The organism is Sphingomonas sp. CFBP 13733, assembly GCF_014841795.1.
GTDB classification, from domain to species: domain Bacteria; phylum Pseudomonadota; class Alphaproteobacteria; order Sphingomonadales; family Sphingomonadaceae; genus Sphingomonas; species Sphingomonas aerolata.
This window is the reverse complement of the sequence record NZ_JACYUP010000001.1, coordinates 535,542-557,889: the sequence shown is the minus strand read 5'-3', so window position 1 is coordinate 557,889 and position 22,348 is coordinate 535,542. Positions and strand designations below refer to the sequence as shown.

The window sequence follows — 22,348 nt, the reverse complement described above, 5'->3', positions numbered from 1 at the left end:
CAAATTCACTAGGTTGGAACGCGGGTGCGTTGTCTCCCGAGCGTTGAGTTAAATCAAAAATCCGGGTTTTAGCGTGCGCTTCAGGCACCATCTTGAGCAGTGCCGCACGCATTGCTTTTACGGCGTCCCGTTTCCCAACACTTTTGCCGCGGGCCTCAGTGATCGCGTCGCGTTCGTCAGCCCCAAGCGCTCGCCCTAACAGTCGCTCATAGTACGGGACGAACTTGCTGGGCTTCATATTGCAAACATACGTCAAACCGCACTCGAAGACCAATGTTAAGCGCTGAACTCGGGCCCAGTTGGTCGGGGTAGAATGCATGGGGTCGTCGACCAGTCGCTGGGCCGGCCGCGCCTTGCGGGGAGGCGGGCGTTTTAGAACAGCGGGGACCCGGTCGGGCAGAGTAAGCACCCCGCCTCCGAACCGGATCCGGATGTCGGTGCCGCTTTTGTGTATCGCCTGGAAGACGGCGATTTCATCTGCTTGCCGATCAGCGGCGCACCGTCAGCGCTTGCATAGCCCATCTGAATGCCGCGCTCGTTGAAGATGGCAACGGTGTGCTCGTCGTACGGGTTGGTCGGCTTGAGGCGCAACGCGACCGCTGGTCCAGGCGAACACCGCGCGTACTACATATGCCGGTGCTCTTGCTCTTGTCCTCGCCCGGGATGTCGATGCCGACAATGGAGGTGGTCAGTTCGTCCATTGTGGGGATGTAAGGTTTTGCCCCTCGTATCGGACGGTCTAAATTACTCTGTGCAACGGCGACTCGACATCGATGGAATTAAGATGAACGATCTAAAAACATGGTTTCAGCCAAAGGTTGTCGGAATAGGATGGACGCCGCGAACGTGGGAGGGTTGGGCACTCATTGCGGCCGTGATTGCCGTTGGAGCACTCGTCGGAAGACTGGACCCTTAAGGCAGCTCATTGCGCTGTGCAGATAGTTTACCCGGATCGGCCGCTGACACATGGCCTTGCTCGATGATGAGCGACCGAGAAGTGTGGCTGAAGGCGTGGGACGTTGTCCGGACGCATGGCGTACTGGAGTCGGCACCTGTCGTCGCCACTTTGCTTGATATAATGGGCGATGATCCCCACCACTCCGATTGGGCGCGCGTCGCTGCAGCTGTCGATGCGATCAATGAAGGGCCGCTGCAGTAGTGTGGCGTAACGAACGCCTAGGATTAGTTATAAGGTAGGCGGGCTGTTTAAAACTGCGCACACTGCTTTGTGAAAAGCAGTGAGACCCCTTGGTCTTGCTCCTCGGGCCTGCAGCGATGAGATGCCAGTTAGACATATGACGCGGTCGCGAACGGAAAAAATGCCCGGCTCGGAAAGCCGGGCATTTTTAACTTCAGCCGTTGTAAGGTTCACCATTGTCTTAGTCACGGACTTGTTTACACCCAGCGGGATGTGTCAATGATAACAATAGTTATTACCAGGCTGATGACAATGTTACCCGCGGATGGGCTTGCCGATTGGCCAGTAGCGCATTTGAACCCCCCTAAGTTAAAAGTGCTCGTCTTTCGACAAGGGGATTTATGCATTAGAACTGTTGAGTAATCGCGACTTAATGCGGTTAAAGTCAATTAACTGCAAATCTTTGCTGCCGATGCTGCCCGCGCGTTGCTGACTTCGGTATATGCGCCTGATCGACGCCGCTGCCGCACAATGCCGTTGAATGAGGCCGTCACACTCTGCCTCCGACCGATTTGGTTATCCTGCTGCGTGCCCTCCCAAACATCACTACGGACCAGCGCTTGGGGCAGTGATGCCCGAGACAGCGCAGGGCGGAGCGGGCCGCTGGTGTGTCTACGCGACCGTTAGCTGTCTCACCGAGCGTGGCTCGGAGGCTTGGACCACCAGGCCTGTGCATCGGATGCTGCTGAGATCCAGACAACGTCGCTATGCCCTTAAGATAAATCGCATAATCAATCTATAATATGATACGTTAGACCATTCAGGCACCTGCGGCTTGACGATAGGAGATGGATGGTCGTCGTACTGGATACTGAGTGCTTTACCGCGACGCCCTGGAAAAGCTGCGTTCGGCTTGAAGGAGCAGGAGTCACGCTGACCCTTTCCCCCGCAGCGGCCATCAAACTCGCGGATTCGCTTATAGACGCGAGCGCTGTGGCCCTAGGGCAGGTGGCGATGAAGGAAGCTGGGCTGCGACTTAAGCCTGACTGATTGTAATCACACTTGAAAAGTACACCGTATGAATTGATTGTTTTAGGCTCGCGCTTCAGCTGTCGCACTGGTTGTATATGGTGCGAAGGTGTGCGTTGCGAGATACTAGAACGGGTCAACCACAATAGGCGTTGAGCCTCTGAAGCAGACTTTTGTAAAGTCCCGCTTTCAATTTCGCTTCGACGACAACGCTTGTTATTAGTTCATCATATTCGTGTTGATTGTCACTAAGATGCCGTAGACTTTTTGATCGACTTTGCTTCGTACATGATCTTATCGGCAATTCGAATGGCCTGCTCAAAGTCGCTTCCTGTGGCAGCGCCCAAGCTACACGTTGCACGCCACTGTGAGGTTTCAAGCGCAGCTATCAACGCCTGATGGATGCTGCTAGACTTTCGCTCACCCGCGGCCTCGTCTCGAACTGTTAAGCAGAACGCAAATTCATCACCTCCAAGGCGTGCAGTGATATCGTAAGGCCGAACGGAGGCGCTGAGTGCATGGGCGACGATACGCAGCACCTCATCGCCTGCGGCATGTCCATACTGGTCGTTGACCGCCTTAAATCCATCCAAGTCTATTACGCCACACAATAGGATCCTGCGATCTCGAGCAGCCGAAGACTCCTGTCGCTTGCCCTCTCGTTGAAAGGACCTTCGGTTGCCCAGCCCCGTGAGTGGGTCCATCAACGCGTTCCTGCTCTCGTGGTCGAACGCTCGACGGAAGGCACTCACGAGGAGGATTATAAAGATCACTCCGAGGACAAGCATCGAGGCATTCCAAACAGCCGCTGCGGCAGTAATAGAAGTTGCCCTAGCTGACAGTTGATCAGCGAAGCCATTTAAATGTAGCGTTGTGAAAATTGCCGAGGTGCCGGCTATGAGGCCAGCGATCCGTCCAAAGCACCAAGTCGTTAAACATAGAGGTACAAGGTACACTGAATTAAACGAGTAGAGCGGGCCCGTCACAGCGTCGAGGACAAAAAGCCCAACCCAAATCGGCGCTATCCATGCGAGAGCGGACATAGGGCTTAAGCGTGCAGACTTTCGCATTACGCTTTCCAGCAGCGTTGTTTCCGCGCTACGGCGAGCCTTCAATGGAAAACTATCAAATCTAGCTGCTTTCCTCCAAGCTATGCGCGCGTCCATGTCAGCGGGTATTTTCCGTTCAGCGCCGGTCGCTCGATCCGTCATTGGGAATGTCCGAGTGCAGCGGCCTTCTGATCGAGTTGGAGGTAGCGACGGTTAAAGCCTGCTACGCTTTTGAGCTGGTCCCAGGCAGGAGACGAAATCAGGTGGCGGTCTTGCTCGAGAAGGCCGTCCTTTATCAGACCCTTGATCGTTCTATTGACGTGAACCGCTGTCAATCCGACAGCATCGCCAATCTGTTGCTGCGTCAAAGGCAACCTAAATGGCTGATCTTCTGCTAGCCGGCATGGATTGAGCCTACTCGCAAGCTCGCAGAACAGATGCGCTATCCGCGCTCGGGCATTACGGCGTCCGATATTCACAATCCACTCGCGAGAAATTGAGGCCTCGATCAGAGCGCTTGCCATTATCGCATTCGAAATGATCGGGCGCTCGCAGGTCAAGTTGCGGATTAACGTCTCGTCTACCGCGGCTACCATACAGTGCGCTGTCGCCTGCACGCTGCAATCATTATACGCGAATTGCATATGCTGAATGTTGATTATGTCGCCCGGCAGTCGAAAACCGACAATCTGGCGAAATCCATCACTCGTAACTTTATATGCAATAGCAAAACCTGAGACAATAACTTGGAATTCCGTACACGTTGCGTCGTTCTTTATTATATGCCTACCGGGATTATATGAATATAACGAAAACGGGAGCGCAACTATGGCCGCACGATCATCGTCCGCTAAGGCTGAGTTTAAAGCAAACTTCTCAAGCATCGGCGAAAGTGGGCCACTAAAGGTCTGCAAAAAACTGTCCCAACAGAATGCGTGCAAGACGACGCGCACCTAAATTCGACGTCTTAATTTCGCGTCTCGTTGTACCTAGCACGTACTAACGGTCTATGAACGCAGTAAATGTGCCTCATAACGACACCATATCCTATAGGTAATTTCAGGCCGCGACGCAGGCCTCGAAGCGTCATTCTGAGGCCCTGTCATGGAGACGCTGCTTAACATCGTCACGACGACTGGGCGCTCCGCTGCTGTGCTGGACGCTATGCAGAACGTGCCTTGGCTCGCGGGGCGTGATGCCTTGCCTGGCGTGGGCAACCGCGCATAGTCCTAGGATATGACTACACCGTCAGTGCATCCAGATGTCATCAAGTTCCGCGATGACCGTAGATCGCTACAGGCATACGAGCTAACCGATAAGAATGACGGCGATCCGATAGCGGACGCGCTGACGATCGAGATTAGGCGGCGTAAGCTCGGGCTATGATGAGCACTCGAGAAGTTTGGCTTAAGGCGATGACGATCGTCGAGGCACGCAGACTATTTGTATCAGAGCCGATGGTCGATACCTTGCTGCACATCGTGGGCCCCGAAGCCGACATCGGCGATTGGGCGCGTGTTGCTGCCGCTGTCGACACGATCAAGAACGGGCGGATGCATTAACCCGACCCGTGGAGCGATCGTTCATAAAACGCTGCTGTGACAAGTGTGTCATAACGAGAACTTGCAAGGGGCGGTGGGCCTTTGCAATGCGCCACGGGACGGGGTTAAATCCAGACATAACGAGATCTTAGCGACCCTGACGGACGATAGCCACATGAACACCTATCGCCGCTCGATGGCTAATGCCGGCAACAATCCGCTTGATCGGCGGTGCTCAAACCGAACGGCCATGAGTCATCCGGCCGTACTCATAACGTCTCTCGGAGATAAGCATTCGGCAATCATTCAAAACGTGTCTACCCTGGGCTTCAAGATTCGCTCAGAATACGGGGTCACTGTCGGACGGTTTCTCTCAATCGATATACCCGGGCTCGCTACGTACTCGGGCTGGGTAGCTTGGTCTTATCGCGATCAATTCGGGCTTGACGTGGCCAACGCCATTCCGGAGCCAGTTATCAAACACATCATCGCGATGGCCGTACAGGCAGGCGAAGGTCCAGCCCCAGGCTTTACCTGATGATCGAACGGGCGTCGCCACAGCGATGAATGCGACCGCCTCTAATCGGTGGCGTCAGAGCCCAAGGTGTATCCGCATAAACCGGGCGAACCGAGTAGAGACACCATAGCCAACCGAGGTCGCCAGGATAATAGCGATTGGGAGGCCCCAAACGATCGCGAGTACGCCATACAGAATCATCATGCGAGAATGATGGCAGAAATACTGATCGCGACTAGTTACAAATTCATTCTAGGGGGCGAGGGGGTCGCGAAACCAAACCAGTGCCGACTACATCGTAACGTCGTGCGCGGGTTAGTGTCGGAAGCCTGCAGGCAGCACAGCTGCACTAGTTCGCAACCGGCGCCTTAATCATCCAGTCGTTGAACCGACCGAAGCGCTCTACCTGCCCGCAGACAGGTCGCTGCGGTTTCGGTGAAACGCCCGGCTCTTTCGAACCGGGCGCCCTGATCACTTAATCGGCTTGTCGACGATCCAATAACGCATTTTCGGTCCCCTTCTGGGCTGATAGAAAACGCCGACCATCTCGGCGTAACCGACGTTAAAAGGTTAATATTTCATTAATACTAATTGCTCGCAGTGTATTGACGACCTTACGACGATCCGGTGTCCTCAAGAGGCAGGGTGAGTTGTTTACAAAAGCATTGTTCGTGCGTTTGCGCTGCGGCAGATGCCGGCCACGTTCGGTGCGGGAGTGCGGCAAGCGCCCGGAGACGGCGCGGCCTGGGCGGCTGCACAGTGGCCCGACCGGCGCGTCAACAGTCGGATCAATGAACCTGACCGAAGAGCGCTACCTGCCCGGGGACGAGGCGCTGCTAGACTATTAGCGCCCCGACAGCCGTTCTACATAGCTCGAGACTAAGACGGGATTTGTTCAGGCTGACGCGCCAGCGACGGTCGATTTCGCCGTCTGAGTTCTTAACAAGATAATTTGCCGTTATGCATTGACCCGGACCGTGCCGCGAGAGCAACGACCGCCAGCAACTCGCCTGAAGGACGCCCCCTTGACCGCCCAAATCGACGTGCTCATGTCAACCTATAATGCCGGCCGGTTCCTGCCCGAGACCCTGGCTAGCATTCAAGCACAGACGATCCGGGACATCCGGATCATCATCGTCGATGACGGCTCGACTGACAATTCACCGGAACTGCTCGCACAAGCCGCGCGACAGGATCCGCGCATCCACGTCATCACGCAGGCCAATGGTGGGATCGTCGCGGCACTCAATGCGGGGCTTGCGGCCTGCACCGCCCCTTTTATCGCCCGGCATGATGCCGACGACCTGTCGAACCCAGACCGGTTAGAGCGGCAGATCCGCTATCTCGAGGCAAACCCCGACTGTGTTGCGGTCGCGGGCGCGGCACGGCAAATCGACGCGGACGGGCGCTGGCTCGGCACGCTGACGCGGCTTCGCGATCTCGCGCGCGCTGATCCGTTCAGCATCCCTGCAACCGAGCCCTACCTGCTTCAGCCGATGTTGATGGTGCGTGCCGAAAGCTTTCACGCGGCCGGTGGCTATCGCCCTCTACTGATCGCGGAGGATTCTGATCTGTATTGGCGGCTTCAGGGCTTCGGTCGGCTGCACAATCTTACCGAACCGCTGGGCAGTTACCGAATGCATGACGGCAGCATTACGAGCCAGTCGGTCGTTGCCGGGCGTCGGGGGGCCTTGTGCGCGCAGCTCGTCGCAATCTCGGCGCAGCGTCGCACGCGAACCGTGCCGGATCTGGTGTTCGATCTCGCGCTGTACGACGCAATCAAGCAGGCGACGACGATGACGGACCTCTACACGGTGGGATGCGCGCAGCTATCCGCGGCGGAGCAGGACTGGCTTGCAGTTGCACTGTCCGCAAAACTCGTCGAGCTGTGCTTTTACAGACCGTTCGAGCCATCGGTCGAGGATTGCCGCTTTATCCGTGATGCACTGAACGCGCATGGCGACATCATGACGCCGGACAACCGCATAGCGCTGCAGGAATTGATAATTGGAACCGCCGTGCGCCTCGCCATCAAGGGGCTGATTGCAGAGGCGCTGGTGCTGGCGCCGGCGAAGCGCCTGCCGACCGTGATGGCACGAATCCTGTTCCGCGTCGCGCTCCCGAGCACGCTGCGGACCCGGGTTAAGACGCTCGTCGGGCGGTGACCCGGGACGATAGGCTGGCTAGGCGGACCGGCGTCGAGCCGCTAGGCCGCGCAGCTCGGTGATGATCGGGTGACGGTAGTAGAGAAGCGCGAGCGCCCAGAGCAGACCACCGGCCACGACCGACATCGCGACTTGCACGAACGGGGTCCGGGCATCCCATCCGTGCCACATCATCAGCAGGAGCGGCGGGCAGATCGCTGCGATGGTGACCACCGCGCTGCGTCTATAAATAGGGAGAAAGTCTCCGTCGTGGCTTCCTGTCATTCTCTTGATGTGCGGCAGATAGAGGAATACGGCGAACATGCCTTCGGCGACGCGGCCCACCATGGCGCCGGTGAGGCTGAACAGTGCGCCGGTCACGAACAGCGCAACCCCAACAGTCGCCCGGATAATTTCGAACCGTGCCTGTTTCGAGGTCTCCTTCGCGACCACAAAGAGCTCCCACGCCATCGTAACCGAAACCCACAGGATTCCGTTGAAGCACAGCACCGCCAGCGGAAGCGCAAGCGCGGTCCACTTCGCGCCGTAGAGGATGTAAACCATTGGTCCCGCCAGAACGGCCATGCCGGCGAAGGCCGGCCATAGAATCGCGGTCATGAATTCGAGCACCCGAAGGTAGCGTAACCGCAACGGTGCGCCGTCGCGTGCGATCTGGGCAAAGTCGGCGATTAGAACCCGCGCGAGAACGGTATGCACGTTATCCGACAGGATGCTGAAAAGGTTGTTCGCGCGGGAATAGAGACCGAGGGCCGACAGCCCGCTAAGATTGCCCAGCGCAAAATTCGATACTTGGTTTTGCATCTGTACGACGCCATTGATCATCAGCATCCGTGAGCCGAACTTGTAGATGTCGCGCCAGTGACGGGTGCCCAGGCGGAACTGGACGTGGCGCGGGGCGACGAGGCAGGTCGCAACTGAACCCATGACGGCCGTTATGACGCTGCCATAGGCGAGGCTCATGTAACTAAAGCCCGCGATCGCGAATAGGACTGTGCAGATCGTCCCCGTCAGAGAACTTATCAGGCGGATCGTTGAGATCGATTTAAAGTTTCCCTCTCGCTGGAGCAGTCCGGTTGGGACCAGCGACAGAGCATTGATCAGCGGCGTCCAGGCGATCCAGAACAGCACCGTCTGAACCCCGGGATCTTTGAACAGCGCCTGGCCTAGCAGGCCGAATGCGACAATGATCGCGCTGATAGCGATAGACAGCAGAATGTTGACACTAAAGACCGACGACAGGACATCGCGGTCCACGACGTCGGCACGGATCAGATAGTTGCCAAGGCCAAGCGACTGAAACGCGGTGATCATGCCGACCGTTGCAAGCGCAATCGCGAACACGCCAAGCTCGTACGGGGTCAGGATCCGCGCCAGCACGACCGAGCTGCCAAACTGTATGACGAGCATCCCCGTCTGACCGATTGCCGCCCACAGGAATGAACGGCGAATGGAGCCGGGCGCCTGCCCCTTGTGATCAGATGCGACGTCCATAATTCAAGGCCCTTAAGCAAGCCCTATCCGGCAGCGAATAGGGCCCGGTATTCATGGTTTGGGGGGTGCCGACGCCCTGAAAGCCCATCAGGCTTGAAGCTCGGCTATATCGGTAGTGATTGATCGGCGCTCTGCCGGCGGCTCTACGCGTAATCGATGGTCGCAGGCTCGCAAGAATTCAAGTGCGGCGACCATCGGGGCAGGCCGCGCGGTCGCCAGATAGGCGGTTGCGCAAACGCGGTGGGGACATTCATGGCTAGGCCGGACAGATACGAGATGGGATCAAGCCCTTCGGTGCTGACAAACATTGGGATCACTGGACTGACCGAGGGCCACGCGTCCCAATAGCTTCGTTCCGGCACCGCCGCCAAGAAAAACGTCCGGCATCACCGCGTTGGCGGAAGTTTTTGATCTATTGCTGTCACCCTAGCGGAATCAGCCGGGGCGGCGTGCAGGCGTGCAGGCGTGCAGGCGTGCCGGTTGCTCTTGCTCTTGTCCTCATTCGGGACGTCGATGCCAACGATGGAGGCGGTCAGTCCGTTCACGAAGATAGTTTGCCCGAATCGATTGGCCACGCCTAGGTTGGAGATATGTCCGAGCCCCTGATTGCTTCACCCCTCCTAGCCGAACTGCAGCGGCTTCTGGCTGCGCAGGATGTGATCGCGCTCATGCCGACCCCGGGGATCGACACGTCGGTCGGATCGATGTGGGCGGACCCAATGTCGGCAGTCGCGATCGTCGATATGCAGCAGCAGATTGGTGAACTAGTCGTCGGGGCAACGGATGAGGACCTGATCAAGGCCTATAGAGAAACCGATGGCGAACGAGACAGCCTGGATGCTGAAGCACTGCTCGCCGAGATCGAGCGACGTAACCTCGACAAGTGAGCGTACGCAAGATCGTCCATACGATCGCCGCGGATAAGACGAAGGACGTCGCCGTGTTCGAGCATGACCTTGGACCTGACGTGATCGTTCAGGTCCGCAGCGAGCATGGCCGCGTACTGGAGATGCGAGCCGACGTGCTTCCCGACCGGGTGGTGGTCCACTTCAAGGACGGCACGACGGAGCCACTGAGCGTGGTCATGATTGGCTGATGGCGCGCGCTTGGCCGATGGAAGATCGAGAGATCTGGATACAGGCTGGCGTGATCCTTGCCGAACACGGCGAACATACCCCAGATTATATCGTCGATCAGATGGTCGCTGCTATCGGCGACCCTGTCGCCGTAAAGGATTGGCACCGTATCGCCGCTGCAGTCGACGTTATCAAAGGCACTTACGGACCTACTGCGAATTGCTGATCTCGGAATATGCGCCGGATCGGCGCAACTGGCGCACTATCCCGTTGAATGAGGCCGTCACGCTCTGGCTGCGGCCGATCTCGTTACCTTGCTGCGCACCTTCCCAGAACATGACGAGTGGCCAGCGCTCCGGGCAGTGATGCCAGAGGCATCGCAGGGCTAAGCGCACCGCTGGCGTGTCGACGCGGCCATTAGCGGTATCGCTGAGGGTGCCCCTCAGAACCTGGACCGCCAGATCGACTGTGATTCGCGTTTGGCGATGCATCCGCCTATGGAACGTATAGGGAACAAAGTTGCAAGGATTTGATATGACGGGACGGTGCCGGCTCTGCACTAGCAACGATGAAGATGCGGTTATAGAGTATGTCGCGGCGTACATGTGGGAGAGCCGCATGGAGCGGGTCGAGGACCGGACACCGTGGGAACAGGCTGGCGCTACCTGGCAAACGGCGTTTCGTGAGATGGCTGTCGCTGCCCGACAGGCACTCACGCTACCGGAACGATCGGAGCTCGATCACGCAATCTGACCGACGTAAGTCATCCCTGCCGAAGCTCAATCAGGGGCCGTTAAATACTTTTTAACCAAAACAATGTGAAAATTTGCTCTCGGCCGGAGTCCCGTCGATCGACATGTTTCTCCTGCAATTCGGTTCGAGGGACCTAATGCGAATTGTTATTTACATTAGCAGAGCCAAACACAGATTCACGGCGCCAGACTTGGCCGACCTTCGCGACCTTGCTGCCGCCAGAAACCGTTCTCTAAATATCACCGGTCTTCTACTATTTGACGGCACCCGCTTTATACAGGCGTTGGAGGGAGACACTGCCGCTGTGCAGCTCGTAATGGACCGGATTGCCAACGATTCACGTCATGACAATATTAGCTACTTCAAACCGATCGAGACGGATCATCGCCAATTTAATTGGTGGTCAACGGAATATCGAGACGAAAACGACCTTTGTGACGGAGGGGGGTTCCTCGATCGCGTGATGAAACACGTTGCCGACGTTAAATGTGACTCGATAAAGGCGGCTTTTATTGGATTTGCCGCCCTGTCGCTCCGTCGACGTTTAACAACTTAAAATCGAACCATGCGGTCCCTCGGTATCCGGACCATAGATCTGATCTGTGGCTGTGGACGGCATAAGGAGGTCAACGTCGACGCCTACCCAGGCACTGAGGCTGTGCCGTCGATGACCCGGTTCTTCCGGTGCGGGGAGTGCGGCAAGCGCCCGAAGACCGCGCGGCCTGGGCGGCTGCACCGTGGCCCGGCCGGGGCGGCGACGACGATCCGATCAATGAACCTGACCGAAGAGCGCTACCTGCCCGGGGACGAGGCGCTGCTGCTCCGCTAAGGCTTGCTCACGACCTTGACTGCGGACTCGACAGGATGGGCCGTCGCCGGCCGCCCTAGCTGAACAGTTTGTAGGCGGTCGCGCGCGGCCGCGTGGCTCTAACCGCGGCATTCGTCAGCATCGATTTTCCTCGTAAAGTTTACCATCGGGCAAGCGCCATCGAATGAGTCGATTGCCGCATGCGATCGTGGCATTATGGATGGCATGAATGGCAGTGCCCCCTCGACAAACCGTCGACCCGCAATTGATTTGACAGCGGCAGCGAAGGACTTTGGGAAACGAAGCGAACAGCGAAATTTCATCAAGAAGGTCAGCCGCTTGAACGACGCGGAGTCAGCCAAATGTGACCTTAAAATAGCACTCGGTCTGCTTATGTCCGGTTCGAACCTGGTCAGAGGCACGCAACCGCTCGCGACATCCTTAGTTCAAGATGAAAGTATGGCGCAGCTGGCTGGCGCTGCGTTCAGTTACGCACTGATTTTATACGTGAGGGTAGTCACGAATAATGATGATCGTGGTCGTGTATCTGTAGACGAAGGCGCACCTCAACATATCAAAGAAGCGCACGCTCGGATCGTTCAACTGAGACATAAAGGCGTCGGCCATTTTGGTCACACAGTTGACCATCCCGGAGGAGCACTTGCGCAAGATCGCGTACTCGTCTGTGATCACGGGGACGGTCCGTTTTTAACCCATGAACATTATCGGGCAAACTACCGGGAAAAGAACCTAATCGATTTGCAACAAGTGATTGATCACGGCCTGCGGGCGGTGGAGGGGATCATCGACGAACGCCGACAGATTGTTATCAATGAGATCAGGAGAATGTCTACCGAGGACAAAGCTATCATCAACGGCTTTGCAACGACCTCTATAACTCCAGAAGGCGTCGGCACAACTTTGAGTCCTTCAGGCACCGGTGCCATTTAATAGCCGTCAAGGGTATGGCTGGCGGGAAATATGCGGCGGAGGTGCCCTCCGCCGCCGGCACGGTTTTCCACTTCTCTGGGCGCCGGCATACCTCGATTTTACGTAGTCGATACCCCGGCGCCAGCGACCGAAGAATTACTCGAAATCACCGGGCCGGTGGTTTTCCGGGCGAAAGCACGAAGTCGATTAGGCCGACCTGTTGCGGATGCGCCCGGCTCTTTCGAACCGGGCGCATTAGTCACATCTTGTCGTAAAAGCCCGCGTGCAGCTTCGCCAGGGTGGCGTCGAACGTGCCACCATGGGCATCAGCGTCCTTCGCACGATCGCGGCCGTACTCGGTCTTACCCTTGGCCGAGAGCTTCTTGTATGCGCGGTTTTCCTTGTCACCCATGGTGATTTCCTTCGGTAGAGTGATCCAGGTCGACAATGGTATAGAGGCCCGCAGAGCACTTGGCTCCGAGGATCCCTATAAGCCTCCCGATGACCTGGTTATCGGGGGATGCATGAAACGAGAGAGTCGGCTTGCCGCTGTGGCGCCATAGCTTCCGGAATCTCGACAGAAGCGGCGCAAGCAGCTGGGGTTGCTCGACGGATAAGAAGTTGATGTACCAGCCGCTGTCAGCGGCATCCCACGCGATCTGCGCGACGGGTGTCGGCCCTTGCCATGCTATCAGGCAGGGGCCGGACTGGCGAAACTCGGTGTACCCGGTCATGGGCATCACCTCCTTTCATGCTGAATTATTTTAGATCAGCGACCCGTCAGCTGCATCAGATACGGATTAAGGGGCATCGTGTAGCGGGTGGCCTTCTTGCCATCGATCTTGAACAGATAGCTTTCCGGCCAAACCCGACCACCGCCCCACCACGTGATGCCGTAAAGCACGTCAGCATTAGCCTTCATGTCGGCAATGGCGTTTTTGCCTATGGTCTTACAGTTGTCCTTAATGCCGAAGTGCGCACCGAATGCGGCCTCGGTGATGATGCCCTTTAAGCCACGTCTACGAAGCTGCGCGGCGAAGTCGTCGAGGCCGCTGCCCTCGCCCCACGTGATGTCGCACGACTGGCTGGAGCCGCTGGATCCCTTATCCCAGTAGCGATGGCCGTTGAGGTAGGTGCGATTGAGCGGATCGAGGGGGCCGTTGGTATCACGATCGAGCGCACAACCTGCGCTCTCGCAAGCCTTCCATGCTCCCTCTTTCTTGTCGAAGCGGAAGGTCGCCGACCACTGCGGCCATTCCAGGGCGATCGGATGTTTGATCCCGTTGGCGCGAAGGCCCGCAATAATGATCTTGGAATCGCGAACCCACTGCATCCAGTCGTTCGTCAGCACCGGATCATCAAAGCCACGGGGCTCATTGACGAGGTCAAGGATCGCAGATCCGTCATCGGGGAAATTCTGTGCGAAGCCGGTCCAGAAAGCGATCGCCTTGGCCGGCGCATCCCAGCGGTAGGTATGGTTGTCCAGGATCACCGGCACGCCCTTACCGCGCGCATAAGCGACGTTGACCTTGAGCTCGGCGATGCGCGCCGGCGTCATCCGGTCATCCTTGAACGGGTAGCGGATCAGCTTAAAACCGTACCGCTCGATATACCCCTTCCAATCTTCTAGCGACGGTCGGATCGCGTCACCGCCACTGGCCTCGGCGCCCGACAAGTTCGCCCCAAACAGAGGGCCGACGCGCGCGGTATGGATTGCGGGTTGCGCCGGTGCTGCGGGCGCTGCGGGCGCTGCGGGTGCCACAACCGCCGCTGACGCTACCGGAGCGGCGCAAGGTCGCGCGTTCACCGGGGCATAGACCCAACCCTTGCCCTGGACGTTCCCGACAAAGCGAAGCTTGGTGGCCCCGACCGTCTCGAACAGATTACCGGCCGCGTTCGATCGAGCGCGGTCATTCCATGCGGGCCAACCAGGAGCACGCGAGCCGTCCGCTCGTACCCACTCGCGGCCCAGCGCCTTTTTCAAAACCAGCGTGTCCTCCGCGCAGATTTTGATCTGCGCGGGCGGACTGGCTCCGGTGACGATGTGTTCGGTCTGCGTCGCCACCGGGGAGGCGAGCAGCGCAGCAAAGGCGAATAGATAGCGGATCATAGTCGTTTTCCTTCTACTGCGCCATGGTCGGCCAAGCACTGTCGAACGACATGGAGCCGTTGAATGTGTTTGGTCGATAGGCGACGCTAAGAATTGCACCGGTCCCGGAGGTCGGGGTTGGATGATTAACAGTATACCTGGCCCACTCAGTCGTAAGTGTAACAGCCGCCGTACTCGTGTTAGCGTGCTTCTCAGTCATCAGCGTCAACACGACAAGCTCCCCTCCGACCTTGCCGCGAAGCCAGATGGACGCCGAAATGGGGCTCGCACTCACAAAGACAGTCGATCCGCATTCGACACTACCATAGCCGCCGGTTGCGCCAGTGTTTGTGAACGTCTGCGTGCTGGAGTCTTTCGTTACGCCGTCAGGCCCCACAACCGCATTGCGCTGGCTCGATACCGACGTTGCTGGCGAGAACGTGAAGCTGGTGTTCGACCAACCCTGTGGATTTCCACCCCGTGCAGTTTGCACAGCCTGACCGGTGTCATCAGAAAGAAGGATACCCGGCCCCGGCTTAACGTTCGCGCTGGCGACAGACGGAATGCCCGACTTTTCGACACCTTGCGGACCCTGTCCGATGCCGTTCACAGCGGCCAGGGTGTAGTAATACGGCGTGCCGTTCGTCAGGCCTGTATCAGTGTAAGGGAGCGTGACCCCCGGCACGGTTGGCGTCGTACCCTGTCCACCGGACGTCGTTGAGCGATACAGGTTGTAGCGGGTGATCGCGGAGCCATTGTCCGCCGGTACCGACGCCAGAGCAACCACGTTCTGCCCATTGCCGGGGGTGACGGAGATGGCAGGAGCGCCAGGAACCGCAGACGATGCACCCACAGTTGTAGTGGAAGTCACGGGGCTCGATGTGGCCAAGCCACCCGCGCTGAGCGGGAACACCTGATAGAAATAGTTGGTACCGGCCACGACGTCGATATCGACAAAGCTGGTCTCCCCTGGACCAGCAGCACCGACGACAAGATTTACCTCCCCCGCAGTCGCGCCGCGTTTGATGAGGTAGCCGCCAAGCCCGCCCGCATCCGGGACGGTCCCCGCAGTCCATGCCAGTGTGTTGGCGTTGTTTGCCGACGAAGCACCCAGCCCCGTAACCGGACCAGGCGCCGACACGGTGCCGGTCGCCGGGACGCCCTTGGGCGCGGTGTAATTGATCGAGACGATATCACCGGACGCGAGCGTCAGGAACGACACCAGGCCGGAGGGGCCATCGATCAGAGAAATGGACTTGGCGGTATCTGCGTTATTGTAAAGCAGGACGCCGGTCGTCCCATCGCGGTTTGCGAATGCCACGTTCTGAACTTCGAGGCTTGCCTCGCCCACGCCGATCGTCGTGCTGTAGCACCGCCGAGCGCCGGGCTTCATGACCTTGAGCAGATGCACCAAGGCCATGTATTCCGGCCGCTTCACCATCGTGCCGTTGCCGTCCGTCGAGATCGTCGCGCAAGGCGCAACCTGTGCGTAGGATGGCGCGAACGGCTGATAACGACCACCAGACAGCGGCTGAAGAAACAGGTTCCAGAACGTGACCGAGTTCTGGCCCGCGCGAATCCCGCCGATGATGGCATTCGCCAGATGCTGCTGGAGAGACACCTTGTTCGAGAGATTGCCGACCAGGCACATTTCGGTAAAATGCGTTTCCTTGGCGTTCCGGCTCCACGACCGGACCTGTTCGAACTCATTCTTGCCGGTGGTGCTGTATCCATGAACAGCGGCACCATCGACCCAGTCGCCCGCCAATGCTTCGGCGAAAACATCACGGACGAGATGGCCGCCGTTGGCACCGGTGTAGTTCGAAAGGTTGTGCCAGTTGTGGTCGCCGACGAGCACCTTCACATGTCCGAAGCCAGCGGCATTCAATGCGGGCTTCAGGATATTGACGAAAGCCGCCATCTGCGCGCCGGTCCAAACGCAACCGGGATAGCTGGGTGGCCCATAGCCGGCTTCGTTCTGCGTCGTGACGGCCCAGATGGGAATGCCAAGCTCGGCGTATGCCTTGAGGAACTTGACGAAGTAATTCGCATAGGCCGTGTAGTTCGTCGTATTGCCGACGAACAGACTGGTCACGCCGTTCGGCCTGCCGATCAGCGAGTTTGTCGACTTCATGGATGCGGGTGGCGTCCACGGTGACGCAATGAACTTTAGCTTGGGATTGATCGCCAGCGCTTCACGAAGCGTCGGGATGATGTATTCGCGATCCTTCTGAATCGTGAAGGTCGGCATCGTGACGTCGGCGCCATCCCAGTCGTCGCAATAGGTATAATACCCATTCTGCCCGCGGTGCGTGAAGTCCGAAGCGCCAATGCAGATGCGGCAAGTCGAGAAGCCATCCGTTCCGAATGCCGTCGTCAGATTGGCTTTGCGCTGAGCGGGGGTGCAATAAGTCTGGAGGACATAGCACGAGCTTTCCGTGAGCGACGCACCCGCACCGTGCATCTGCTGATAGGTCTCGGTCCCGTCGACATAGATGGTAGCGCCAGGCAGACCGGCGAGCGGCGCGAATGCCGTCATGGTCGCGTCTGTGATCGTCGGCGAGAGGTTGATCGGGGTTCGCTGCGCCACGGGCGTGTCTCCAATCAAGCCGCGGCCCGGGAGGATCTGGTTCAGCGTGTCGATCGCATCAGCGGCCGCGGTCGAAGAGTCAAACTTGCGTAAAATCGTCATGTCGAATTACCTTTTACGAGCGGGCGAACATGCCGTTGGTGAAGAATGGATCGGTGAAAAAGGCGCCGGATGCGGACGAAGCGGCCGATACGGTCACAGCACCGCTCGCGCTCGTCGCGCCCGCCGCGGCGACCACGTAATTGATCGTCCCCGCCGACAGCGGGGACATGCCAACGACAGCCTTCCAACCTGACGCGGCATCACCTGCGATGATCAAACGACCGTCGTTCGGCGTAATCGTGGGTGTGACACCAGCCGGGACGTTCGAGATGTTCGATACAAGTGTGCCTGCGGCTGCTTTCGATGTGATCGAGAGGGCATTTGGCGAAAGGGCGAGGGTCGATGCCGCAGCCGATACCGTGCGCGTCGAGATCGACGACGAAGCACTGCCGCCCGAACCTGTCGCAAACTCCTGATACGTCAGCGTACCAGCGGAAGCGGGGGTGGCGGTCAGGCCGGTGCTGATGACCGAGCCGTTCAGCGACCAGGCACGCGACGTGACTGTGCCGTTGCTTACTGCGCCGGGCGTCGCGGTGTAGATCGTCCCCGCCGTGCCAGTCGAAGGGGTGACCGTCGGCTGCGTAGTGAAGGCCGGCGCTGCCGCTGCTGCCGTTGCGACGGTCACCTGCTGTACCGTTGACTGCGTGGTGCCACCTGGTCCGGTCGCCGTCTCTTGGTAGGTCAAGGTGCCAGACGATGCCGGAGACGCCGTCGTGCCGGTGCTGATTACCGTCCCGTTGATCGTCCACGACCGCGAGGTGATCGAGCCATTGCTGATGTTGCCCGCGGTCGCGGTGAATGTCGTTGCTCCGGCAGTTCCGGTGTTCGGGCTGATGCTCGGCTGCGAAATGAAAGACGGTGCCGGGGCAGGGGTGACGGTGGCCGCAGTCACCGCTGCCACCTGAACCGTGGACATGGTCGTACCGCTCGGGCCTGACGCCGTTTCCTGATAGGCGAGCGTACCGGACGACGCCGGCAGGGCGGTTACGCCGTTGCTGATGGCGACGCCATTCAGCAGCCAGACCCGGGAAACGACAGCGCCATTGCTGACGGTGCCCGGCGTCGCTGCGTACAGCGTTGAGCCTGCCGTGCCGCTGGTCGGGCTGATGCTTGGCTGCGTCGTGAAGGCAGGGGCAGGGATCTCTACCGGGACGCCAGCTGCCTCAAGCGCAGCGATACGCTTGATCAACGCGTTCACCGTGTCGCGCCAGTCACGCGCGGACGTGTTGTTTGGGATATTTGTCAGCACGGCCATGCGTGGACACTCCTATTCAGGGAAGCGGGTTGGTCGTTCATCAGGGAAGCGACGCGTCAGCGCGGCCAGGCATCGACCGCGAGGCCGCGGCGGACGTCGCAGAGTGCTAGGTCGGCGCGCGCGTCGCGCAGCGAGCCCTCGGCGTCCGCGCTGTTGGCGCTACCGTCCGGCTGCCGGCGCATCGGCGTTGCCGTGCAAGGCTTCTTCGCCTCGGCCGGCACTGGGGGGATCACCGGCGAATAGCTCAGCGTCGAGCGCGTCGATGCCGCGCACGCGGTCAGCAGGAAGGCAGGCAGCACGGCTAGCAGCAGTTTGCGCATAGGTCCTCACGGTGTCAGTGGATCGAAGGATGATGGGTTCGCGATTTGCGAGGCGGTCGGCGAAGGTCGTCAGCGCTGTGGTCTGCTGGACGGCGAACAGCTTCTTGGCATCGCTGCGCAGCTGCTCGGCCTTCGCGATCTCAGCGCTCCACGCCGCCCGCTCTACCTTCAGCGTGGCCGTGCGGTCGGCGAGCGTCTCCCGGGTGACCAGAAGCCCGGCGAGCAGGCCGATCATCGGCACCGCCCACCAGAAGCGCCGCAGCAGGGCGAGGCCCGCCGCCCAGATCATGCTTCGTTCGAAGATGAGGGGACGCCCGCGGTCGAGGTCATCAACCGGGGTCCGCCGATGACCGCGCGCCCGGTCGGCCAGCGCCGCGCGATACAGCGCGACTTCTCCATTCGCATGATGCTGACCCGGTCGCCCTGATTGCCGCCAAGGACGTGATAGTGCGTCTTGTCCTCGCCGACGTAGAAGCCGACGTGACCGCCGCCCGGCCGCTCGAACACCAGCACCGCGCCGGCCGCGACTCGATCCGCCGCGAGATTGGCGCCCCAGGTCGCCCACGCCTTGGCGCGGACCGCGACGGGCGCGGCCGGAATGCCGTCTGCGGCGAGGCAGTTGGCTACGAACAGCCCGCACCACGGCACGCTGTCGGCATTGTAGACCATGCCCAGCACCTTCGTGCCGAGCTTCTTCGCCCACTCCATGATGGTCGGGCTGTTCGCCGCCCCCGGCGCCTCGCGGGTGCCAAGAAGCGACCGGGCATGGCGAAGCCACGCCGGCTCTAATGCCGTCGTCATGCTTAATTCCTAACAATGGTGAGGCGTTTTCGAGCTTGGCGCTGTTCAGATTGGGCCAGAGGGTTCTTCAAAGCTCCGGCCGGCCCGCCTCGCGCTTTTCCCCTTGTCGCTGAGGCGGGCCGTTAACAAAATATTAACCACAATTAGTCATTTTGCAGATGAGGCTCTGCCTCCCCGTGAAGGGTTCCCTGCTCGTCACGATGCCGCCCCAGCTACGGCGAGCAGGGAGTAGGGCGCGACGGTGTGACTGCCTGACACTGGAAGCCTCGTACGATTTCGTAGAAGCACCCGGACACGGCGAGCCACGCCAGCTCTGATGCCGTCATCATCTTTCTTTCTTTTGAGGTGAGGCGATCTGCCAGGCCGCTCGTTGGCGATGCGCTAGGGTCCACACCCACCGTGCCCTGGCCGGCCCGTCCTTGGCTGACCCTGGGGGCGGGCCGTAATTCCCTACTTGTCGAGTTCGCGCAGGGTGGCGGTCATGTCCGCGGGGACTTTGGGCTTGCCCAGGAGCGCGGCGTCGAGCGCGTCGATCGCGTTCTGCCCGCGCCGCTTGAAGAAGGTGATGATGCCGGTTCCGATCGCGCCCAGCGCGCCGCCTGTGCCGAGCGCGGCGAAGAGGTCGACCTGATGTTCTGCGATCCAGACCGCAGTGACCAGCATCGCGATGCCAGTGACGATCGCATCGAGCAGCCAGCGCTTCGGACCCGGCGTGTCGAGCGTGATGAACAGGCGGATCATGAGGCAGGCGAGAAGTCCGACGATCATAGATCCGGCCGGAAAACTGTAGCCGAGAAAAGACCAGATGACCGGTACCGATACGCCCGGTACCGCCGCGATAGCCCCCTCTCGCATTACCGCAGCCCGACGGCAGCGGTCGCCATTGCAAGACTCACGACGAGAATGGCGATCGGCCGGCGCAGCTGCGGCCAGCGTGACCACATGTCGACGGGCAGGGGAGCCTTGCGCAGCTGGAACTCGAGCATTGGCTCAGCGAGGATATGCAAGGCCATCCACAGGAAGCCACAGCCGACTGAGACGGGATCGAGCCATCGCTTGAGTTCCGCCACCCGTTCAATGGTATGGGCGTCGCCTGAGCTCCACGACCAGAGGCTGATAGCCTCGGCGCCACCCCGGCTGGCGACCGCGCACCCGGCAAGGAAAATGACGAATCTATAGATCGAGACCGGATCGGTCGGATGGTCAAACGCGCGTGCCGCCCAGATCCAACGCGCCTGCTTGCCCGCCATCATCAACCCGAGGCACATGGCCGCAGTCATGACGAACAGGTTCCACGCCAGCAGACCTGGGTTGTTTGCAAGGGAGGGAGGCGCCAGCGCGGCCGTCGACCGCATCGCCTCGCCGATGTAGTTGCTCGTGGCTGTCACGCTCATGCGTCATCCCTTCCCGCGACCGGGACGGCCGCGTTGCTTGCGTTCTTCATGGTATGATCCCTTAGGGTTTGGGCGCGCAGCCCAGGAAGGCGGTTTCGACATTGCGCCGGCAGTGTTCTGGCGCCGCGCCGATGAGGACGAAGAGGCGGTCGATGATCGCTTCGAGGAAAAGCCCCCCAGCGATGCCCCTTGATCGCGGCGCGGCCAACGCGGCTGGAGATCGTCTCGTCGGCCGATGGTGTTGGCCCGCCCGCAACGACATAGATCGGCACGGCGATCAGGATGTAGGCGAGCTGGTCGACCGCAACGAGCAGCTGGCGCAGCCCGAGCCAGAAGCGCTTAGCCATTGAGGACGGACCAATCGACCTTGCCGGCAGCAACGATGGCGCCGAGGTTCGCAGCGCGGCCCACCGCGGCCTTGGCTCCCATGCGCAGCCCCTCGATCGCAGCGCCGATCGCCACCCACGCATCGGCAAGCTCGATGATCTCGGCCGCAAGGTCCGCGATCGTCATCTCGCGCGCGCCTGCCTCGGCAGACAGGAACGGCGTGGTGGTGTCGTTGTCGAGGGACCATGCGCGCGCTTCGGCTTCCTTGCGTTGATACGTCATCGCCTGCCCGGCGCCGGGCGTCAGAATGCTCTGCCGGATCACCTCAGCTTGGGCATCGATGCTGGCGGACGCGGTATTGCGCAGCACGTCCAGATCGAGTGCTTCGCCTTCAAGGGCCTGCGAGGGAACCAGCACAATTCCAAGGCCCTCAGGCAATACCTGCGCCGCTGCTGCGCTCGTGACACCGCTCCCGCGCCAGCGCTCGGCGCCAGTCGCGAGGTCGTAAACGATCCAATATTCCATGACCTGTCCTTTCAGACGGCTGCGCGTTTCAGTTCGGTGATTTCCATCGTCGAGCCCGCGAGCACGGTCAGGGCACCGTCTGGCTCAAGGTTGCGGATCGAGAAGATGATGGTGTGATTGCCTGCCGCCAGGCCGGTGACGAAAGCAGGCAGAGTTATCGGCATCGCGCCGGACGAGCGCTGAAGATCGAGCACGATATTCACCGTGCCGGTTTGATAGAGGGCGCCGTCGATCGTGATGTAGCCGGCGAACTGTAGATCGTCGGGGCTTTGCAGACTGGCATAGGCGAGAATGCGCAACGCGCTGTTTGCTTCGGCCTTGTTGAAGGTGGCCTGAAATATCGTTGTGCCGATCACGTAGCCGCCTCCGCTACCGCCACCACCACCGCCCGTGCCGCCACCGCCAGTGCTTGGGTCGTCTTCGTATACCGGATACGGAATCGCCATGC

The 22,348-nt window shown here is 59.6% G+C and carries 25 protein-coding genes and 1 pseudogene; 9 read left to right on the top strand and 17 right to left on the bottom strand.

Translation table 11 applies throughout. The annotated features are described in order from the left end of the window. Nucleotides 1-372: 372 nt before the first annotated feature. The 3 genes and pseudogenes from IFT71_RS21980 to IFT71_RS02360 form a co-directional block, all read right to left on the bottom strand. Nucleotides 373-603: pseudogene (locus tag IFT71_RS21980) on the bottom strand (hypothetical protein); the annotation flags it as partial. A gap of 1,812 nt (nt 604-2,415) precedes the next feature. Continuing rightward, the gene (locus IFT71_RS02365) at nt 2,416-2,871 is read right to left on the bottom strand and encodes a GGDEF domain-containing protein (protein ID WP_192070262.1); all 456 of its coding nucleotides are present in this window, start codon (nt 2,869-2,871) and stop codon (nt 2,416-2,418) included. 503 nt (nt 2,872-3,374) lie between these two features. After that, complete coding sequence (locus IFT71_RS02360) at nt 3,375-4,130, bottom strand: Crp/Fnr family transcriptional regulator (RefSeq protein ID WP_192070261.1); 756 nt, start codon at nt 4,128-4,130, stop codon at nt 3,375-3,377. Nucleotides 4,131-4,631: 501 nt separating this feature from the next. Between IFT71_RS02360 and IFT71_RS02355 the strand changes: the two genes are divergently transcribed. From IFT71_RS02355 to IFT71_RS02345, 3 genes are all read left to right on the top strand, one after another. After that, nucleotides 4,632-4,778 (top strand): hypothetical protein, encoded by a 147-nt coding sequence (locus IFT71_RS02355; protein ID WP_159510867.1) that lies wholly within the window; start codon nt 4,632-4,634, stop codon nt 4,776-4,778. A 154-nt stretch (nt 4,779-4,932) separates the two neighbouring features. Then, on the top strand, nt 4,933-5,295 hold the full coding sequence (locus tag IFT71_RS02350; protein ID WP_192070260.1) for a hypothetical protein: 363 nt from the start codon (nt 4,933-4,935) through the stop codon (nt 5,293-5,295). Between the two features lie 1,004 nt (nt 5,296-6,299). Continuing rightward, the gene (locus tag IFT71_RS02345; protein ID WP_197975279.1) at nt 6,300-7,439 is read left to right on the top strand and encodes a glycosyltransferase family 2 protein; all 1,140 of its coding nucleotides are present in this window, start codon (nt 6,300-6,302) and stop codon (nt 7,437-7,439) included. 18 nt (nt 7,440-7,457) lie between these two features. Here the strand turns inward: IFT71_RS02345 and IFT71_RS02340 are convergent, their stop codons facing one another. Beyond that, a complete protein-coding gene (locus tag IFT71_RS02340; protein WP_192138977.1) occupies nt 7,458-8,930 on the bottom strand; it encodes a lipopolysaccharide biosynthesis protein in 1,473 nt (490 codons plus the stop codon). Nucleotides 8,931-9,520: 590 nt separating this feature from the next. Between IFT71_RS02340 and IFT71_RS02335 the strand changes: the two genes are divergently transcribed. From IFT71_RS02335 to IFT71_RS02310, 6 genes are all read left to right on the top strand, one after another. After that, nucleotides 9,521-9,817 carry a hypothetical protein gene (locus IFT71_RS02335; protein ID WP_192070258.1) on the top strand — a complete coding sequence of 99 codons (297 nt, stop codon included), beginning with the start codon at nt 9,521-9,523 and terminating at the stop codon, nt 9,815-9,817. Next, nucleotides 9,814-10,026, top strand: coding sequence for a hypothetical protein (locus tag IFT71_RS02330; protein ID WP_192070257.1), 213 nt, complete (start codon nt 9,814-9,816; stop codon nt 10,024-10,026). Before IFT71_RS02335 ends, IFT71_RS02330 begins: the two co-directional genes overlap by 4 nt. Then, entirely contained in the window at nt 10,026-10,232 is a 207-nt protein-coding gene (locus IFT71_RS02325) for a hypothetical protein (RefSeq protein ID WP_192008872.1), read from the top strand. The genes IFT71_RS02330 and IFT71_RS02325 overlap by 1 nt, the downstream gene beginning before the upstream one ends. Before the next feature lie 630 nt (nt 10,233-10,862). Beyond that, nucleotides 10,863-11,315, top strand: a complete 453-nt coding sequence (locus tag IFT71_RS02320) for a BLUF domain-containing protein (RefSeq protein WP_342212569.1) — start codon at nt 10,863-10,865, stop codon at nt 11,313-11,315. A gap of 111 nt (nt 11,316-11,426) precedes the next feature. Further along, entirely contained in the window at nt 11,427-11,588 is a 162-nt protein-coding gene (locus IFT71_RS02315; RefSeq protein ID WP_192070255.1) for a hypothetical protein, read from the top strand. A 204-nt stretch (nt 11,589-11,792) separates the two neighbouring features. Beyond that, nucleotides 11,793-12,518 (top strand): hypothetical protein, encoded by a 726-nt coding sequence (locus IFT71_RS02310; RefSeq protein ID WP_206757436.1) that lies wholly within the window; start codon nt 11,793-11,795, stop codon nt 12,516-12,518. Between the two features lie 238 nt (nt 12,519-12,756). Here IFT71_RS02310 and IFT71_RS02305 read toward each other — a convergent pair whose 3' ends face one another. The 13 genes from IFT71_RS02305 to IFT71_RS02250 all read right to left on the bottom strand — a co-directional run bounded on the left by IFT71_RS02305 (nt 12,757) and on the right by IFT71_RS02250 (nt 22,346). Then, nucleotides 12,757-12,909, bottom strand: coding sequence for a hypothetical protein (locus tag IFT71_RS02305; protein ID WP_192070253.1), 153 nt, complete (start codon nt 12,907-12,909; stop codon nt 12,757-12,759). Beyond that, nucleotides 12,902-13,231, bottom strand: coding sequence for a hypothetical protein (locus tag IFT71_RS02300; protein WP_192070252.1), 330 nt, complete (start codon nt 13,229-13,231; stop codon nt 12,902-12,904). Before IFT71_RS02300 ends, IFT71_RS02305 begins: the two co-directional genes overlap by 8 nt. Before the next feature lie 35 nt (nt 13,232-13,266). Then, entirely contained in the window at nt 13,267-14,607 is a 1,341-nt protein-coding gene (locus tag IFT71_RS02295; RefSeq protein WP_192138976.1) for a cellulase family glycosylhydrolase, read from the bottom strand. A 13-nt stretch (nt 14,608-14,620) separates the two neighbouring features. Further along, nucleotides 14,621-17,278, bottom strand: coding sequence for a glycoside hydrolase family 30 beta sandwich domain-containing protein (locus tag IFT71_RS02290; RefSeq protein ID WP_192138975.1), 2,658 nt, complete (start codon nt 17,276-17,278; stop codon nt 14,621-14,623). A 13-nt stretch (nt 17,279-17,291) separates the two neighbouring features. Beyond that, nucleotides 17,292-18,533: a hypothetical protein gene (locus tag IFT71_RS02285; protein ID WP_192138974.1), complete on the bottom strand. Its 1,242-nt coding sequence runs from the start codon at nt 18,531-18,533 to the stop codon at nt 17,292-17,294. 56 nt (nt 18,534-18,589) lie between these two features. Further along, complete coding sequence (locus IFT71_RS21675; protein ID WP_274602294.1) at nt 18,590-18,715, bottom strand: hypothetical protein; 126 nt, start codon at nt 18,713-18,715, stop codon at nt 18,590-18,592. Further along, nucleotides 18,693-19,142, bottom strand: coding sequence for a hypothetical protein (locus tag IFT71_RS02280; RefSeq protein WP_192070248.1), 450 nt, complete (start codon nt 19,140-19,142; stop codon nt 18,693-18,695). Before IFT71_RS02280 ends, IFT71_RS21675 begins: the two co-directional genes overlap by 23 nt. After that, nucleotides 19,139-19,654 (bottom strand): TIGR02594 family protein, encoded by a 516-nt coding sequence (locus tag IFT71_RS02275; RefSeq protein ID WP_192070247.1) that lies wholly within the window; start codon nt 19,652-19,654, stop codon nt 19,139-19,141. Before IFT71_RS02275 ends, IFT71_RS02280 begins: the two co-directional genes overlap by 4 nt. A gap of 450 nt (nt 19,655-20,104) precedes the next feature. After that, entirely contained in the window at nt 20,105-20,422 is a 318-nt protein-coding gene (locus tag IFT71_RS02270; RefSeq protein WP_192070246.1) for a hypothetical protein, read from the bottom strand. Nucleotides 20,423-20,508: 86 nt separating this feature from the next. Continuing rightward, nucleotides 20,509-21,048, bottom strand: coding sequence for a hypothetical protein (locus IFT71_RS02265; protein ID WP_192138973.1), 540 nt, complete (start codon nt 21,046-21,048; stop codon nt 20,509-20,511). Then, entirely contained in the window at nt 21,045-21,395 is a 351-nt protein-coding gene (locus IFT71_RS02260) for a hypothetical protein (protein WP_244648732.1), read from the bottom strand. The genes IFT71_RS02265 and IFT71_RS02260 overlap by 4 nt, the downstream gene beginning before the upstream one ends. After that, on the bottom strand, nt 21,388-21,900 hold the full coding sequence (locus tag IFT71_RS02255; protein ID WP_192070245.1) for a hypothetical protein: 513 nt from the start codon (nt 21,898-21,900) through the stop codon (nt 21,388-21,390). Before IFT71_RS02255 ends, IFT71_RS02260 begins: the two co-directional genes overlap by 8 nt. Before the next feature lie 11 nt (nt 21,901-21,911). Next, complete coding sequence (locus IFT71_RS02250) at nt 21,912-22,346, bottom strand: hypothetical protein (protein WP_192070244.1); 435 nt, start codon at nt 22,344-22,346, stop codon at nt 21,912-21,914. Nucleotides 22,347-22,348: the final 2 nt, after the last annotated feature.

What these genes read in the sequence shown, in the direction of transcription:
- IFT71_RS02290 (WP_192138975.1), bottom strand. Translation starts at nt 17,278, where the DNA reads ATGACGATTTTACGCAAGTTTGACTCTTCGACCGCGGCCGCTGATGCG.
- IFT71_RS02305 (WP_192070253.1), bottom strand. Translation starts at nt 12,909, where the DNA reads ATGGGTGACAAGGAAAACCGCGCATACAAGAAGCTCTCGGCCAAGGGT.
- IFT71_RS02285 (WP_192138974.1), bottom strand. Translation starts at nt 18,533, where the DNA reads ATGGCCGTGCTGACAAATATCCCAAACAACACGTCCGCGCGTGACTGG.
- IFT71_RS02365 (WP_192070262.1), bottom strand. Translation starts at nt 2,871, where the DNA reads ATGGACCCACTCACGGGGCTGGGCAACCGAAGGTCCTTTCAACGAGAG.
- IFT71_RS02270 (WP_192070246.1), bottom strand. Translation starts at nt 20,422, where the DNA reads ATGATCGTCGGACTTCTCGCCTGCCTCATGATCCGCCTGTTCATCACG.
- IFT71_RS02325 (WP_192008872.1), top strand. Translation starts at nt 10,026, where the DNA reads ATGGCGCGCGCTTGGCCGATGGAAGATCGAGAGATCTGGATACAGGCT.
- IFT71_RS02315 (WP_192070255.1), top strand. Translation starts at nt 11,427, where the DNA reads ATGACCCGGTTCTTCCGGTGCGGGGAGTGCGGCAAGCGCCCGAAGACC.
- IFT71_RS02250 (WP_192070244.1), bottom strand. Translation starts at nt 22,346, where the DNA reads ATGGCGATTCCGTATCCGGTATACGAAGACGACCCAAGCACTGGCGGT.
- IFT71_RS02255 (WP_192070245.1), bottom strand. Translation starts at nt 21,900, where the DNA reads ATGGAATATTGGATCGTTTACGACCTCGCGACTGGCGCCGAGCGCTGG.
- IFT71_RS02265 (WP_192138973.1), bottom strand. Translation starts at nt 21,048, where the DNA reads ATGAGCGTGACAGCCACGAGCAACTACATCGGCGAGGCGATGCGGTCG.
- IFT71_RS02355 (WP_159510867.1), top strand. Translation starts at nt 4,632, where the DNA reads ATGACGATCGTCGAGGCACGCAGACTATTTGTATCAGAGCCGATGGTC.
- IFT71_RS02260 (WP_244648732.1), bottom strand. Translation starts at nt 21,395, where the DNA reads ATGGCTAAGCGCTTCTGGCTCGGGCTGCGCCAGCTGCTCGTTGCGGTC.
- IFT71_RS02310 (WP_206757436.1), top strand. Translation starts at nt 11,793, where the DNA reads ATGAATGGCAGTGCCCCCTCGACAAACCGTCGACCCGCAATTGATTTG.
- IFT71_RS02335 (WP_192070258.1), top strand. Translation starts at nt 9,521, where the DNA reads ATGTCCGAGCCCCTGATTGCTTCACCCCTCCTAGCCGAACTGCAGCGG.
- IFT71_RS21675 (WP_274602294.1), bottom strand. Translation starts at nt 18,715, where the DNA reads ATGCGCCGGCAGCCGGACGGTAGCGCCAACAGCGCGGACGCCGAGGGC.
- IFT71_RS02320 (WP_342212569.1), top strand. Translation starts at nt 10,863, where the DNA reads ATGTTTCTCCTGCAATTCGGTTCGAGGGACCTAATGCGAATTGTTATT.
- IFT71_RS02275 (WP_192070247.1), bottom strand. Translation starts at nt 19,654, where the DNA reads ATGACGACGGCATTAGAGCCGGCGTGGCTTCGCCATGCCCGGTCGCTT.
- IFT71_RS02350 (WP_192070260.1), top strand. Translation starts at nt 4,933, where the DNA reads ATGAACACCTATCGCCGCTCGATGGCTAATGCCGGCAACAATCCGCTT.
- IFT71_RS02300 (WP_192070252.1), bottom strand. Translation starts at nt 13,231, where the DNA reads ATGACCGGGTACACCGAGTTTCGCCAGTCCGGCCCCTGCCTGATAGCA.
- IFT71_RS02340 (WP_192138977.1), bottom strand. Translation starts at nt 8,930, where the DNA reads ATGGACGTCGCATCTGATCACAAGGGGCAGGCGCCCGGCTCCATTCGC.
- IFT71_RS02280 (WP_192070248.1), bottom strand. Translation starts at nt 19,142, where the DNA reads ATGATCTGGGCGGCGGGCCTCGCCCTGCTGCGGCGCTTCTGGTGGGCG.
- IFT71_RS02295 (WP_192138976.1), bottom strand. Translation starts at nt 14,607, where the DNA reads ATGATCCGCTATCTATTCGCCTTTGCTGCGCTGCTCGCCTCCCCGGTG.